Source organism: Streptomyces sp. cg40, assembly GCF_050320165.1.
Taxonomy (GTDB): Bacteria; Actinomycetota; Actinomycetes; order Streptomycetales; family Streptomycetaceae; genus Streptomyces; species Streptomyces hokutonensis.
Genome location: NZ_CP190128.1, coordinates 1,990,954 through 2,005,209 on the forward strand (window position 1 = coordinate 1,990,954; position 14,256 = coordinate 2,005,209).

At 68.4% G+C, this 14,256-nt stretch carries 14 protein-coding genes; 4 read left to right on the forward strand and 10 right to left on the reverse strand.

The features are described 5' to 3' along the window. The first annotated feature begins 133 nt into the window (after nt 1-133). From ACQHII_RS08870 to ACQHII_RS08880, 3 genes are all read left to right on the forward strand, one after another. Nucleotides 134-973 (forward strand): alpha/beta hydrolase, encoded by an 840-nt coding sequence (locus tag ACQHII_RS08870; RefSeq protein ID WP_427918748.1) that lies wholly within the window; start codon nt 134-136, stop codon nt 971-973. 77 nt (nt 974-1,050) lie between these two features. After that, nucleotides 1,051-1,470 (forward strand): GlcG/HbpS family heme-binding protein, encoded by a 420-nt coding sequence (locus tag ACQHII_RS08875; protein WP_427918749.1) that lies wholly within the window; start codon nt 1,051-1,053, stop codon nt 1,468-1,470. A 66-nt stretch (nt 1,471-1,536) separates the two neighbouring features. Next, complete coding sequence (locus ACQHII_RS08880) at nt 1,537-2,367, forward strand: aldo/keto reductase (RefSeq protein ID WP_427925261.1); 831 nt, start codon at nt 1,537-1,539, stop codon at nt 2,365-2,367. Nucleotides 2,368-2,660: 293 nt separating this feature from the next. Here the strand turns inward: ACQHII_RS08880 and ACQHII_RS08885 are convergent, their stop codons facing one another. Both ACQHII_RS08885 and ACQHII_RS08890 read right to left on the reverse strand, forming a co-directional pair. Further along, on the reverse strand, nt 2,661-3,449 hold the full coding sequence (locus ACQHII_RS08885; RefSeq protein ID WP_427918750.1) for a hypothetical protein: 789 nt from the start codon (nt 3,447-3,449) through the stop codon (nt 2,661-2,663). Nucleotides 3,450-3,591: 142 nt separating this feature from the next. Then, entirely contained in the window at nt 3,592-3,972 is a 381-nt protein-coding gene (locus ACQHII_RS08890) for an iron-containing alcohol dehydrogenase (RefSeq protein WP_427918751.1), read from the reverse strand. Between the two features lie 413 nt (nt 3,973-4,385). On the opposite strand from ACQHII_RS08890, the gene ACQHII_RS08895 reads away from it, so the two are divergent. Beyond that, complete coding sequence (locus ACQHII_RS08895; RefSeq protein WP_427925565.1) at nt 4,386-4,535, forward strand: hypothetical protein; 150 nt, start codon at nt 4,386-4,388, stop codon at nt 4,533-4,535. Between the two features lie 26 nt (nt 4,536-4,561). Here the strand turns inward: ACQHII_RS08895 and ACQHII_RS08900 are convergent, their stop codons facing one another. From ACQHII_RS08900 to ACQHII_RS08935, 8 genes are all read right to left on the reverse strand, one after another. Continuing rightward, nucleotides 4,562-5,569, reverse strand: coding sequence for a ribosome-inactivating family protein (locus tag ACQHII_RS08900; protein WP_427918752.1), 1,008 nt, complete (start codon nt 5,567-5,569; stop codon nt 4,562-4,564). 145 nt (nt 5,570-5,714) lie between these two features. Further along, nucleotides 5,715-6,920, reverse strand: a complete 1,206-nt coding sequence (locus ACQHII_RS08905; protein ID WP_427918753.1) for an ATP-binding protein — start codon at nt 6,918-6,920, stop codon at nt 5,715-5,717. Nucleotides 6,921-6,924: 4 nt separating this feature from the next. Then, on the reverse strand, nt 6,925-7,602 hold the full coding sequence (gene cseB, locus ACQHII_RS08910; RefSeq protein WP_427918754.1) for a two-component system response regulator CseB: 678 nt from the start codon (nt 7,600-7,602) through the stop codon (nt 6,925-6,927). Between the two features lie 32 nt (nt 7,603-7,634). Further along, the gene (locus tag ACQHII_RS08915) at nt 7,635-8,096 is read right to left on the reverse strand and encodes a hypothetical protein (RefSeq protein ID WP_427918755.1); all 462 of its coding nucleotides are present in this window, start codon (nt 8,094-8,096) and stop codon (nt 7,635-7,637) included. Between the two features lie 220 nt (nt 8,097-8,316). Further along, a complete protein-coding gene (locus tag ACQHII_RS08920; protein WP_427918756.1) occupies nt 8,317-9,252 on the reverse strand; it encodes a glycosyl hydrolase in 936 nt (311 codons plus the stop codon). A gap of 127 nt (nt 9,253-9,379) precedes the next feature. Beyond that, nucleotides 9,380-10,384, reverse strand: coding sequence for a LacI family DNA-binding transcriptional regulator (locus ACQHII_RS08925; RefSeq protein WP_427918757.1), 1,005 nt, complete (start codon nt 10,382-10,384; stop codon nt 9,380-9,382). A 107-nt stretch (nt 10,385-10,491) separates the two neighbouring features. Beyond that, nucleotides 10,492-12,924, reverse strand: coding sequence for an alpha-L-arabinofuranosidase C-terminal domain-containing protein (locus tag ACQHII_RS08930; RefSeq protein ID WP_427918758.1), 2,433 nt, complete (start codon nt 12,922-12,924; stop codon nt 10,492-10,494). 52 nt (nt 12,925-12,976) lie between these two features. Then, the gene (locus tag ACQHII_RS08935; RefSeq protein ID WP_427918759.1) at nt 12,977-14,245 is read right to left on the reverse strand and encodes an alginate lyase family protein; all 1,269 of its coding nucleotides are present in this window, start codon (nt 14,243-14,245) and stop codon (nt 12,977-12,979) included. Between the last annotated feature and the right edge of the window lie 11 nt (nt 14,246-14,256).

The window sequence follows — 14,256 nt, forward strand, 5'->3', positions numbered from 1 at the left end:
AACAACGGCAGTTCCATTACCCAGAGTTCCCCATTGGTGAATCTAAGGTTTCGCAAGCTGTGACCACTGAAACGGTGGACGAAAAGAAGGCGGTTATGCAGAGTTACCGAGAAGGGATCACAGCGCGACGGAGATGAAATTGGACAGAATCGCGATCTTCGAGCAGCAGTGGATCGATCCGGTCCGGGAGGACCAGGAACTGACGACGTTCGGTACCTACACGCAGTTCTCGCGAAGCTTCGACGGCTCGTCGCGGGGCAGTTACCAGATCTATCTACCGCCTGATTACGCCGAGGAGCCGGAGCGGCGCTTCCCGGTGCTCTACTGGCTGCACGGCGGCTTCGCCCATTCCCGTGAGGGGCTGCCCGTCGTGGCCCGCATCGACAGAGCGATCAGGTCCGGTGCCCTCCCGCCGGTCATCGTCGTCCTGCCGCAGTCCCTCCCGGTCGGCTGGTACGTCGACTCCCGGGACGGGATCCGCCCGGTCGAGCAGAGCGTCGCCAACTGCCTGGTGCAGCACGTCGACACCACCTACCGGACCGTGGCCCACCGCGACGCCCGCTTCCTGGAGGGCTTCTCCATGGGCGGCTACGGAGCCCTGCACCTCGGGCTGAAGTACCCCAAGCTGTTCGGGCGGATCTCCGCGATCGCCCCCTCGATCCTCAGGGACATGGCGCAGGAACCCGAGGAGCGGATCGCCAACACCTTCTTCGGAGACCGGAAGTACTACGACGCCGTGGGCCCCTGGACACTCGCCCTCGGCAACGCCCCCGAGGTCAGGCGGACATGCCGGATCCGTGTGTTGTCCGGCACCCGGGACGACCGTCTCGCGCCCACCCTGCGCGACTTCTCCGCCCATCTGACCTCGCTCGCCGTGCCCCACGAGTTCCACGAGGTCGACGGCGTCGGCCACGAGTTCGACGACATCATCGGCGGCCTGGGCGAGACCTACTTCACGTTCTGGCGCGACTGAGCCGGCTCACGGACCGTCCTTTCCTTCCCCGCGCCGGCCAAGCCGCATCGCACACCGACCCCGGAGGAACCACCCTCATGACACTCACCGCCGCAGCCGCCGACGACATCATCGCTGCCGCGATCAAGCGGGCCGAGGCCATCGGCAAGGAGATCGGCATCGCCGTCGTCGACGCCGACGGCGCCGTGCTCAGCGCCCGCCGCTCCGAGGACGTCCGGTCCCTCACGCTGCATCTCGCGACGGCGAAGGCGTACTCCGCCGCCGTGATGGAGACCCCGACCCGCAGGCTCGACGCCTGGCAGCAGACCAGGCCCGTCCTTCTCATGCAGCTCTCCCAGCTCGGTCCCCACCCGGTCGTACCCGGTGACGGCGGCATCCCCGTCCGGCGGGACGGCCGGGTGATCGGAGGCGTCGGCATGTCGGGGGCCCGGGGCGAGGAGGACCGCATCTGCGAAGAGGTCCTCGACAGCCTCGGCTACGAGCTGGACCGTGACTGAAACCGGCGGGCGGCTCATCACCCCAGCGGACCGACAATCGTGCACGACAACAGGAAGGCCGACCTCGTGGCCACCGCCCCCCACCGCATACTCAACGACGGCGGCTCGCTTCCCGCCCTCGGCCTGGGCACCGCCCCCATGGACGACGCACAGACCGAGCGGGCCGTGACCGAGGCGCTGCGCACCGGCTACCGCCTGGTCGACACGGGTGCCAGCTACGGCAATGAGGGCGGCGTCGGCCGGGCCGTGGCCGCCTCCGACGTGCCCCGCGACGAGGTGGCCGTCATGACCAAGCTGCGCGGCCGCGACCACGGCTACGAGGAGACGCTCGCCGCCTTCGAGGAGTCCCGCCGCCGACTGCGCCTGGAATACGTCGACTTCTACCTCATCCACTGGCCACTGCCGCGTCTGGACCGCTACATCGAGTCCTGGAAGGCGATGATCAGGCTCCGCGACGACGGCCTGGTCCGCTCGATCGGCGTCTCGAACTTCACCGCCGACCAGCTCACTCGTCTCGAAAGGGAGACCGGCGTACTGCCCGCCGTCAACCAGATCGAGATGCACCCGGGGTTCCCGCAGGACAAGCTGCGCGCCCTGCATGCCGAGCGCGACATCGCCACCGTCTGCTACAGCCCGCTGGGCCGCGGCAACGGCCTGGTGAACGACCGTGGTGTCATCGGTGTCGCCCGAACCCACAGTGTCACCCCGGCCCAGGTGATCCTTCGCTGGCACGTCCAGCTCGGCACCGTCCCGGTGCCGCGGTCGGGCAACCCCCAGCGCCGGCGCGACAACCTGGACGTGTTCGGCTTCGCCCTCACCGAGGAGGAGATCAGCCTCGTCGGCGACGGATGCCATCAGCGTATCGGGCACGATCCGGAGGTTCACGAGGAGTTCTGACCACGCCAGAGCAACGGCCGAGCGCCTATGAGGACTTGCACGGCATACACGGCACGACGTGAGCTGACTCGCGTCGGACGCGGCGCCTCGGAGCCCGGGTGGCGCCCTCCCACAGGGTGCCCCGCTCTTCGTTGGTGCCGGGGCTGCCGTCCATCGGTCTTGAGGGGCGGGGCCGCACAGCGGTCCCGTGGTTCGACGGAGGCCGAGGATAACGCCGGTCACCGTGTCGGCTTCCTGCCGGGAGACGTCAGGGGTGATCGCTGCACGCCGACTGCGTCGCCGTTCGGCCCGCTTCAGGCAACCCACCGAGATGGGGAACGGCGAGGCGGGGACGTGGCCGTGGCTTGCCTCGTGGAGGAAGTGGACCGGCTCCGGGTCCCCGTCGTACTCGCCGAGCTTGAGGTCGGGGCCGATCTCGCGGCTGGCCTCGCCACCGCCACGAGTGGGCCAATGCCTTCCCTGTCGATCGTCTCGAAGGGCGACACTCCGAGGTTGCCCTTCTCCAGGTACACCCTTGGGAACAAGGCCTCCACGTCGCCATGGCTGACGCCCCGGACTGTATGCGTCAGGTCGTTCGTGCACAAGGAGAAGAACTCCGCGGACCCCGTGCACGGGTGCGCCGGCTCGTCGAGGCGCGGAAGGGTGGTCGTGGCCAGGTCGACGAGTTCGACGTCGAAGCCGCCGTGCCCCTCGGCCGCCTTCGCCGTCCGCTGTGCGATGGGCAGCGCAAGGCGGCCCGAACGGGTGCTGCCGAACAGGACATGCAATTGGGGTACGGAAAAACCCTTCTCGTCAGTGAAAGTCCTGGTGACGGGGCGGGACCCCTTCGTGACTCCGCTCCAGTCATCGGCGAGCAACTTCCCGCATGTCCGGAAGGCGTCATAGACGTAGTACGGATACTCGGCGCCGCTGTCGTCGGGCTCGAGCTGAGGCAGCAGCCCGGCGCACACAACGATGTCGTCTTCCGCCAGGAGGAGCGCTGGAGGGTTGAGCTGCTCGGCCAGCGTCGGTACGGGCCCGTCGGAGAAGCTACTGCACACGAGTCGCTCCGGCTCCTCTCTCCCGGACGGGTCGTAGGCCATGTGCGCCTGGTAGTCCTCCGTACAGCGCCTCCACGGCGTGCGCGAGAGCGTGGACGCCGCTCGTCACCCACATCGCGAAGGGCAGTTGTGCGCATGAAGTCGACGTCGTAGACGACGCTCTCGGGCAGGACCGCGGTGACGACTACGTGGTTTTCCGCCCGTCATGGGTCTCGCCGAGCACGGAGGTCACCCCCGAACTCGCGTACCTGGTCGGCACGATCACCTGCGGCAGGTCCGTGCGGAAAGCCAGCGTCTTCGACAGACCCATCGTCGAGCCACCGCCCACGGCCACGATGCAGTCCACGTCCGCCGCCCGCAGCAAGGTGAGCGCCCGTTCCGTCACGTCCAAGGCCGTGTGCATGGTGGCGCCGTCGAACTCCGCCGCCACCATGCCCCGCAACGCGTCCCGTACCCTCGCGGAAGCCGCCGCGAGAGGCGGGCTGGACAGCAACAGCACTCGGGAGCCGCCGAGCCGACGCACCTCTTCGAGGAGCCGGTCGGCGGTGCCGGAGCCGAATGTCACCCGTGCGGGATGGGATACATTGGCGAACGTCCGCATGGAACCACGCCTCCGCTTGTCGGTCAGGTCGCGGCTGTGCCGCCGCACCGAGTGCGCTGTGCTCCGGTATGGGGACTCCTGCACGATCGACGCATGCTCCTGCACTAACAACGCGTGGGCATCGGGTAGATCGGCCAGGCCCGACCACTCTCCGGCTTCAGTTCCGCCTCGCCACCGCTTTCTGACTGGAATCAGGCCCCGCGTCACCGGCGCTTGGAGTCGCCGGATCCGTTTCGGGGCGTTGCCGTCGGCCGGCTTCTCCTCCGGGAGGAAGAGAGCTGGTGCGAGGCCTATGGGGAACAGAGCGAGCACATCCCGGAACACCGGGGTCAAGGCCTGCTGGTAGACGGGGATCACGGCGTCCTGCGCACTACTCCGTGCTGACGTCGGTGATGCAGCGGACGACGTCGGTCGGCCTGGGCGCGACGATCGGCACCCTGCTCTTCAAGGAACGGTTCGGGGCCCCGCGGATCGCGGCCGCAGGGCCCCATGTCGTCGGGATCAGATCGATGAGGGACGCCAGGTAGGCGTTACAGCCGTACCGAGGGCCGGGTCACAGCTCGGTCTTGGGGAAGGTCATCGATCCCGCGCCCATGGCCGCCAGAAGCAGGGCCGCGGCGGTGGCTACGCTGTTGACGCTGCCCCAGCCCTGGAGGGTGTGGCCCGTGGTGTCGCTCGGGTTGTCCAGGTGGTTGCGGTAGACCGTACTGATGCTGTCCCAATCACGGATCAGGGCGACATACCGGTCGCCTGTGGTGAAGGTCCCGCCGTTGTTGATGGCCCCCGCCACCTGGGTTGCCAGCGGGCGGAAGCGGGTGCCCTCGGAGACCGCGATGATCAGGCGCAGCAGCGCGCGGGCGGTGCTCTGGGTCATCGCGCGGTTCGAGCCGCCGGTGGCGAGGTCGCGGACGGACTGTTCCAGGCTGCTGGCGCTGATGCCCACCGCGTTGAGCGCGATGTTCCCTCGCCTGGCCAGGTCGTTGTAGTTCTCCATGCCGAGCATGGTGGTCTCGGTGGTGACGCTGGACCAGGTCTCGACCACGCCCGAGGACGGGAACGCCGGGGCAGTGCCCGTGGGAGCGATCGGGTAGTAGTGGAAGGTCCGTGCGTTGGTCGGGGACGGGTACCAAAACCCGACCACGTAGAGGTCGCTCAGCCGGATGGCGAGGGTGACGTGGGTGTTGCCCGTGACGACCCGAAGGGCTACGTACTGGCTGCTCGCCGTGTTGCTGAGAGTGTCGACCCGGACCGTCCGGCTGCTGCTCGACGCGACGTTCCGGCTGTTGCCACCGGCCTGGATGCCCCTGTCGCGCAGTTCGGAGATGAGCGTCTGGTAGGCGGACACGCCGCTGTCCACGTTCCAGGTCAGCGAGTGCCAGGTGTCCTTGGTGTTCGCGGCCAGCTCGATACTGTGCTGTGCCAGGTGGGTGGTCGCCGTGGCCGCACCGGCCTGAGCGGTGTGCGGCTGCGCCGGGTTCGCGGTGGCGACCAGGATCGCTCCGGCCAGCAGGGTGGGCAGCGCGGCGGACGCGGCCAGGCGGCGGAAGGTGATGACACTCATGGGGCGTTCGTTCCTTTTCTCTCCGAACAGGGCCCTCGTTCGGGCTGACACGGAAATTAGGGAGCAAACGTCTCGGTGGTCCCTCGGCTCTGTAACGACCCTCCATCGTCAACGAGATTGTTCACAGTCATCGGACCGGACGTCCTCAGCCCTTGTCCGGAAGCGTGAGCACCGCCTCCGCGCCGCCGTCCGTGTGGTTGCGAAAGACCAACTCGGCGCCCAACAGACGGGCTTGGCCGGCCGCGATCGTCAGGCCGAGCCCGGTCCCGGTGCCCGGGACGGTCGTACGGAAGCGCTGAGGGCCAGAGGTGTGCAGGACCGCGAGGACATCGGCCGGGAAACCCCCGCCGTGGTCACGGACGCGGACTTCCCGGCCGTCCACCTCGACCACGCCCGGCGGGTCGCCGTGGCGCAGCGCGTTCGAGGCCAGATTGGCGAGGATGCGCTCGACGCGGCGCGGGTCCGTCGTCACCACCGCGTCGGCCCACACCCGCACCTCCACCTGGTCCAACCCGGCTACCGCCCGCCGAGCCATCGCGCTCATCTGCCGCTCCTCGGTCTCCAGTGCGACCACCTGGGCGTCCATGCGGGCGACTTCCAGCACGTCCTCGACCAGCCCGCGCAGGCTCTGCACCGAGCGCTGGATCAGCTCGGTGGCGGGACCCGGTGGCAGCAGCCCGGCCGCCGTCGTCATGCCCGCGACCGGGGTGCGCAGTTCGTGCGCGATGTCCGCCGTGACCCGGCGTTCGGCCTCCAACCGGGCGCCGAGCGCGTCCGCCATGACGTTGACGGAGGCCGCGAGGCGGGCGATCTCGTCGCGGCCGCACGGGTCGACGCGCGCATCGAGCTCACCGTCCGCGATGCGCTCCGCCGTCCGCGCGGCGGCCGTGGCACGGCGGCCCACCCGTACTCCGAGGAGCAGCCCGGCCAGGGAGACCACGAGCGTCGCGGTCCCGCCCACGGAGACCAGTGTCCGGTCCAGTGAGGCCAGGGCCCGCGCCTCGGGGCGGTACGAACGCGACAACGCGAGCACGTCGCGGTCCGAGACGCGGGTCGCCGCCCACAGCACGGGGTGCCGGCCGCTTTGGAGATAGGTCACACGCACGTTCGCGCGTACGGCCCGGGTCACCGGGCCGGGCAGGCCCGCGGGGTTGATCCGGGCCGGCGACTGGCGGCCGGCCGCGTAGTCGTAGGCGTCGTTCAGCAGTCGGCCGTCCAGGTCGGTGCGGGCTGTGGCGAGTTGGTCGGAGGCAGTGAGGTGGTGCACCAGAAGACCGATCGCGATCGACACCACCAGGGCCGTGGTGGCGACGACGAGAGCGGCCTTCGCCCCCAGGTTCGGACGGATCATCCGCTCAGTCCCGCAGCTTGTAGCCGAAGCCGCGGACCGTCTCGATGCGCTCCCGGCCGATCTTGGCACGCAGTCGCTGCACATGGACGTCCACGACCCGGGTGTCGCCGGACCATGCGTAGTCCCAGACCCGCTCCAGGAGCAGATCGCGGGTGAACACGGTCCCCGGTGAGGCTGCGAACTCGCGCAGCAGCTTCAGTTCGGTCGTGGTGAGGGACACCTCCTCGGCGCCACGCCACACGGCCATCGTCACGGGGCAGAAGGCCAGGTCCCCGAAGCGCAGGGGCTCGGGCCGCGCTTCCCGGGGCTGTGGCCCGGCGGGCGTCGCGCGGCGCAGCAGGGAGCGAATGCGGGCGACCAGGACCGGGCCGTCGAACGGCTTGGTCACGTAGTCGTCGGCACCGGCCTCCAGCCCCATCACCACGTCCACCGGGTCGTTTCGGGCCGAGATCAGCAGCACCGGCACCCCGGACTCCTCGCGGATCCGCCCCGCCAGGCTCACCCCGTTGAGCCCCGGCAGCATGATGTCGAGCACGGCCACATCCGGGGCGCTCTCCCGGAAGAGGGCGAGTCCGGTCACACCGTCGGCCGCCGTACGGACGCGGTAGCCGCGCTCCTCCAGCGTGAGCCGGGTGGCCTCGCGGATCAGCTCGTCGTCCTCGACAAGGAGAACGTCGTACATGGGAGTCCTCTCAAGGGTGTGCAACAACGTTGTCAAGCCTTGGGGACGTGGAGCGACACAGCACTCACGTCCTCCGCCCAGTCGGGCGCCGGCGGGTGGACCGGGGTCACGGCGGCCCTGCTGTAGTAGGCCGCGTACTGGCGTTTCACCAGACCGCTGAAGACGATCGCGACCCGATAACTGGGCAGCGTCCCGTGCGGGCAGCCCGAGGCGCAGGGCAGGTCGATCACCCAGCCCTTGGCGGTGGCCCGTGACATGCCCCAGCCGTGCCAGGTCATCCGGTCCAGAACAGTGGAGTCCGTGAGGTCCATCAGATCCGGGCGTTGCCAGGTCGCAGACCGCCAGTCAAGGACGTACACCGGTCCGGTCCACGGAATCCGGGTCGGAGCCGGACCCTCGACGCGCAGGCCGGCGTTCGCCGCACCACAGCCGGTGAGGCAGGCCAGCAGGCAGGCGGTGAGCGACGAGCACAGCACGGAGCGGCGCAGAGTCAAATCTGTCTCCCGAGCAAAGGATCCTTCCGACTGCTTCATGCATGTCGTGACATGGAATTCCAGCAAGAACGGTACGTGATGGCAGCTCGTGGATGCCGAATCCAACCGGGCAGCGAGAGAGGCACTCCTGCCACGCCAGTTGCCGGTCGGCTTCGGGCCCACCGCGGCACCGGGCGGCATGGCCACCGCCGAAGAGATCACAAAGTGCTGATCGACGCTCTCAGTTCCTGACCGGCTCCAGTTCGAGCAGGACGGGCTCGTCGCGATCACAACACAGCACACCGTCCACCACCCGCGCAGCGGCAACCTGGAGCGAGGACCGGCGGGTGGCCGTCGTGCCTTCGTCCTCGGTGTCCGTGCGGCCCGGGTGCGTGAAGTAGAGGATGTAGGCCGTCTCCCCCTGGACGACCACGTCGGCATGCAGACCGATAGTGCCGTCGTCAGATCGGTTGCCCGGACCGTCCAGGATCAACCCTTGGCGTTCCCAAGTGGTCAGATCGTCAGACCGGAGCACACCCTGACCACGCCACTCGTCGACGAGCATCCAGTAATGACCGCCGAGTTCGAAGACGTTCGGGCCCTCATGCGGACGATGGTCGATCGTCGGGCCGATGGGCTCCCAGTGGTACAGGTCGGCGCTGTCGGCGGCGCAGGTGATCGAGCCCAGGGTCTCGTCCTTGAACCACATCCGCCAGCCACCGCCCGGCAGCGGGAAGACGCACGCGTCGATGACACGGTCTGAGGCGAGGTCCAGGGCGCCGTGATGCGTCCAGTCCAGTAGGTCGGGGCTGGTGTAGTGCCGGATGTGGGCGGGGGCAGACCAGGAGTCCGGTACGCCGCGGATGTAGCTGACGTACATGTGGTAGGTGCCGTCGTGCCAGATGATCTCGGGTGCCCAGAAGGTGTTCCTCCCCCACTCGGTGTCCAGGCCGGTGAGGATGCCGCGATACGTCCAGGTTAGGCCGCCGTCCGCCGACGCGGCCACGCCGAGGTCGGTGCCGTGCACCCAGGCGACTCCGGGGCCGGGGGCTGTCGTGCGGCGGTTGGTGTAGACGATCCACCATTCGCGGGCGTGCCGGTTCCACACGGCAACCGGGTCGGCGGCGCCGTCATATATCGGGTCCCGGAAAAGCGGGGCGCTGGAAGTTGGGTTCATAGGGGTCGTCCTTATAGGCAGGGTTTCGAGCGCCGCGGAGTGATGCGACGGACGGAAGTAAGCGATCGGGCCGGGCGAGCGGTTCAGGGAGGAGCGGCACCGGAACAGGCGCCTCTCCACGGTGGGCTCAGCCGCCGGTCGACTCCCGGATCACCAGCGTGAAGTCGCTGACCGGCTCTTCGTGCCGGGTCGGGGGCTCGGTCTGCTCGATGCGTTTGACCAGAAGAGCGACGGCGCGTTCGGCCATGGCGTCGTGGTCGGGGTCGACGGTGGAGAGCGAGGGGATGAAGAACTCGCTCTCCGTGACGTTGTCGAAGCCGATCACCTTCACCTGCTCGGGCACCGGGATCCCGGCGTCGGCAAGGCCCCGCAGCACGCCCATGGCCAGGGAGTCGGTCACGCAGAACACACCGTCGAATTCGAGTCCGCTCTCCGCCATCTCCCGGGCACGTTGCGCGCCCTCGTGCAGACCGAGCCTGTCCACTTGCTGGATCAGCGCGGGGTCCGCCGGCAGGCCTGCCTCCTCCAGTGCCTGCCGGTAGCCGGTGAGCCGGAGGCTGGAGGTGTCGACCTCCTCCACCGCCCCGCACAGAATTGCGATGCGCCGGCAGTCTCGTTCGATCAGGTGCTGGGTGGCTGCCCGGGAAGCCTCTTGGTTGGGCATGGCGACGTGGTCCACGGGGCCGCCGAAGATGCGGTCGCCGAGGATGACGACCGGGTGGTCCACCCGGAGCCGCTCGGCGTCCGCCTGGCCCAGGCCCGCGGCGCTGAGGATGAGTCCGTCGTACAACAGGTTGCGCGAGAGGGAGAGTGCGTCCAGCTCGTTCTCGCGTGAGGCACCGGTCTGTTCGATGCTCACCCGGAGGTTGTGCCGCTCGGCGGCAGCGATGATGGTCGTGGCCAGTCGCCCGTAGTAGGGGGTTCCCACTTCGGGGACGGCGAGTCCGATGGTTCCGGTACGGCCCTTGCGCAGGTTGCGGGCGGCGACGTTGACCCGGTAGTCGAGCCGTGCCATCGCGTCCAGGACCTTCTCCCGTGTCGCCTTGCGCACGTTCGGATGATCGTTGATCACGTTCGACACCGTCATAGGCGAGACTCCGGCCGCCTTCGCCACGTCCTGGATCGTTGCCACGCTCGCCCCTGCTCTGCGGTTCGGAACCCACTCGCATGCTAGTCCCGTGTCCTCGGCCACACTCTGCTCCACGGAAAGCCGACTCCCCTCCCCTGCCACCCGTCGCCTCATCGCTGGCCGGGTGCGACGCAAGTGCGGAGCACGGTGAAGGAGTGAGGCGGGACGTCACAGACCGTCCCGCTGAGTCGGCCATTGACAGGAACGGCGGGGGCGGGTCCGAACCGGCTGGTGGCGTCCGGAGGGACGGTGAGAGTGGTGCGCGTAATGACTGTGTCACCGTCGAATCCGGTCAGGCGGAGACGAACCGGTACGGGTTCCGTCATAGTGTTCGCGATCTTGACGATCACGTCGCCGGAGGCGCTGTCCCGTACGGACGAGACGGCGAAGACCTCCGGGTCCGGCCGGACGTCCTCCACGTCGTGGACCAACTCCCCGTCGCGGTAACAGCGGATCCGTCTGCCGTCCACCTCGATCCGCAGGTCGTACCAGCGGCCCGTCTCGATCCCCACGGGCAGCCGCTCACTGAGGTCGTCCGCCACACCGTCGTCCACCCGCTGGAGCAAGGTCGACCGGTTCCCCCACCCGCCGAGCGTCCACTGACATCTGTTGCCGGGCGACGTTCCGCCGAAGCCCAGCACGAATCCCTCGGTGCCATCCAGCTTCCTGGCCCGCACCGAGAAGGCGTACGACGGTCCCGGTGCCGCGTCCGCCGACAGCAGCACGGCGTCTGTGTCGTTAGCCGCCGTCTGCCGGATCCGGTCCACGCCCGCCAGCTCCCAAGTGCCTGACTCCGCGTGCCAGGCACCGAAGCCCGGACCCAGCACGGACTCGCCGTCCGGAGGACCGAGGAAGACGTTGGTGAACTCGGCGCTCGTCTCGGAGCCGGTACCAAGGTTGACGGTGTATCGGCCAGTACGACCGACCGGTGGCCGGCCATCTGGCGCGCCAGAAACGGTGACCGGCAGGGCGGTGTCGCCCCAGTTCACCGAATGCATCCGCTGGACGTGGTAGTTGAGGGTGGGCCAGATGTGCGTGTTGTCGAAGTAGATGAGATCGGGCAGCCACTGCGTGTGGCCGCGCTTGGCGAGGAGCGGGGCATAGGAGGCGAGGCGTACGACGTCGCCGTTCCGTTCCATGGCGATCATGTAGGCCGCCTCGGCGACAGCACTGCGGCCGTCGTTGCGCCAGCTGCCGTACTCGCCGATGTACAGGTGCGGTCCCTCGCGGTCCATCGTGTCGAAGCGACGGGTGTTCTCCAGCATCCAGCGCGGCGACTTGTAGGCGTGCTCGTCGACGACCGGGAGGCCTCGCTCGCAGGCGAAGGCCCAGCCCTTCTCCCAGTCCTCGCCGAAGGTGGTCGGGCCGAGGGTGCCGACTACCGTGATCTCGGGGTGGCGCTCGCGCAGGGCGTCGTGGATGCGGGCGAAGCGGTCGCGGAAGGTGTCGGTGAGGGTGTCCTCGTTGCCGACGCCCAGATACTGGAGACCGAACGGTTCCGGGTGTCCGGCCGCGGCGCGCAGCGCGCCCCAGGGCGAGTCAGCCGGGCCGTTGGCCCACTCCACGAGGGCGAGCACCTCGTCGACGTACGCGGGCATCTCCCCTTCCGGTAGGCCGACTTGGCCAGTCCCTTCGCTGTTCTGGCAGCAGACCGCGGCCGGGACGACGGGCAGGGGCTTGGCGCCGATGTCCTCGCAGAACTGGAAGTACTCGTAATAGCCGAGACCCATCGACTGGTGGTAGTGCCAGATGTTGGGCTGTTGGCGACGCTCGTGCAGCGGCCCGATGGTCTCGGGCCAGCGGTACATGTTCCCGAGCCCTTGCCCATGGGCGAGGCACCCCCCCGGAAAGCGGAGGAACTTCGGCTTCAGGTCGGCGATCGCCTGTGCCAGGTCGGCGCGAAGACCGTTCGGCCGACCCTTGAACGTGGCCTGCGGAAAGAGCGAGACCAGGTCGAGGTGGACGGTGCCGGCTCCGGTGGCCGTGAGGGTGAACCGGGCATCTGGGTCGGTAGTCGTGCAGGTGATGACGGCTGTATGCCGCTGCCAGGAAGCGTCGATCGGCCCCAACTCCGCTTGGCCGTGGATGCGTTCACCGTCCCGGCTCTCGACGCGGGCCAGCAGCCGGTCCGCGGTGCCGGCGGCCAGGCGGGCGAAGAAGCTGACGTCGTAGCTCTCACCCGCCTGGACGGGTATGCCGTCGAAGCCCTCGTTGCGCAGGCCCACGCCGACGGAGGTGGTGGTTGTCAGGACCGCGTAGTGCGGGTTGTCCGGGTGCAGCGGGTCGTCATCGCGAACAGTGAGCGATCCGGCGGCCCCGTCCCGTTCCAGCAGTTCCCACGCGGTGAGCGGGTGCCAGTCGTGGTGGTCGGCAGGTCCGTATTCGAAAGACCGGTTCTGGACGAGTTCGGCGTAGAGTCCGCCGTCCGCCGCGTAGTTGAGGTCCTCGAAGAACACGCCGAACAGATCGGGTGAGATGGGGGTCCCCGATCCCTGGGTGTTTACCTCCACGACCGTCTCGACAGGGCGGCCGGATGCGCTCACGATCGTCAACTCTCCTTGTCTCTCGAGTACTTGGGTCTTCTGGGTCGTTCGGCTACTTGGCGTACATCAGCTGACCGAAACCGAACTGGTCGAATCCGCCGCTGGTGGTGCCGTAGTCACCGCCGCCGCCCTCGATGCCGACGAAGTCGTTGGACATGGACCAGATGTACTTGTCGTCGAGGTGCTTGATCCGGTTGTAGTGGTAGTGGAGCATCGCCCACACCGGCCGGATCTGCCCGCGGCTGGCGTCGGAGATCACGGTCTGCTCGTTGTAGGCGCAGTTGGTGCCGCTGCCCCAGCTGTACGTCGTGTACGGCACGTCCAGGCCCGTGTTGTACTTCGCGACGTACTGGGCCGCTTTGAAGAACCGGCTGTCGTCGTAGCCGTACAGGTCGACGCCCTGGTTGTAGGCCATCTCGCAGATCACGCCCGCCTGGCCCATGCCCATGATGGTGTGGCCCTGGTCGCGGCCGGACTCCTGCCACTGGCCGAGCGCGTAGCCGTCGTCGTCCGTGTAGAGGAACGGGACCGCGTTCTCGATGGCGCCGTTGCCCGCGCCGCTCTGGAAGTACGTGACGGCCTCGTCGAACTTGTCGCCGTCCTCGCACAGGATGGCGATGGCCAGGATCGACGCGATGTTGCACAGGTCCCAGTTGGCCCAGTAGTGGGTGATGCAGGTGAAGTTGTGGTCCCGCAGGAACCCGTGGTTCCACGGGTAGAACACGTTGAGCATCATCTGCTGGAAGGCCGCGAGGTCGAAGCCGTCGTAGTCGCGCAGCAGTTCGCCGACGTTCGCGAACTGCCAGCCGTAGATGCCCGCGGCCAGGCAGGCGTCCGAATTGCCGTTGAGCTCCGTCAGGGTGCTCGACCAGGCGTTGCAGATGGCCGCAGCGCAGTCGGCGTGGGCCGTGTCACCGGTGATCAGCCAGCGCAGGGCGTTCTGGTACGCGGCGGCGATGTCGTTGTACAGGATCGGGTAGTTCTGGGTGTAGCTCCCTCCCCTGTACACGATGGCCTGGGGGTTGGCCGTCCAGGTGGACGCGGAGTGGGCGTTGGCGACGAGGACCTGCCAGTCCGAGTACCACGGGTCGAGGCCCGCCGCTACCTTGACCTTGGCGCGGTTGATGTCGCCGGGGTGGTGTATCCCGCCGGGGTGGTTCCAGACGGTTGGCGCAGCGCCGGCGGAGCGGGCGGTGAAGGCACCGAGCGCCCCGGCGAGCGTGAGCCCGCCGACGGCTCGCAGCATCCCGCGTCTGCTGAGCCCAGTACGGAGGAACGACGGTGTGGTGGGGGTGGTTGGGGGGAGATCGTTGCGGCTCATCTGTGGGGCGT

Excerpts from the sequence above, each read along its gene's own strand:
- ACQHII_RS08905 (WP_427918753.1), bottom strand. The coding sequence starts at position 6,920 with ATGATCCGTCCGAACCTGGGGGCGAAGGCCGCTCTCGTCGTCGCCACC.
- ACQHII_RS08885 (WP_427918750.1), bottom strand. The coding sequence starts at position 3,449 with ATGGCCTACGACCCGTCCGGGAGAGAGGAGCCGGAGCGACTCGTGTGC.
- ACQHII_RS08935 (WP_427918759.1), bottom strand. The coding sequence starts at position 14,245 with ATGAGCCGCAACGATCTCCCCCCAACCACCCCCACCACACCGTCGTTC.
- ACQHII_RS08875 (WP_427918749.1), top strand. The coding sequence starts at position 1,051 with ATGACACTCACCGCCGCAGCCGCCGACGACATCATCGCTGCCGCGATC.
- ACQHII_RS08870 (WP_427918748.1), top strand. The coding sequence starts at position 134 with ATGAAATTGGACAGAATCGCGATCTTCGAGCAGCAGTGGATCGATCCG.
- ACQHII_RS08900 (WP_427918752.1), bottom strand. The coding sequence starts at position 5,569 with ATGAGTGTCATCACCTTCCGCCGCCTGGCCGCGTCCGCCGCGCTGCCC.
- ACQHII_RS08920 (WP_427918756.1), bottom strand. The coding sequence starts at position 9,252 with ATGAACCCAACTTCCAGCGCCCCGCTTTTCCGGGACCCGATATATGAC.
- cseB (WP_427918754.1), bottom strand. The coding sequence starts at position 7,602 with ATGTACGACGTTCTCCTTGTCGAGGACGACGAGCTGATCCGCGAGGCC.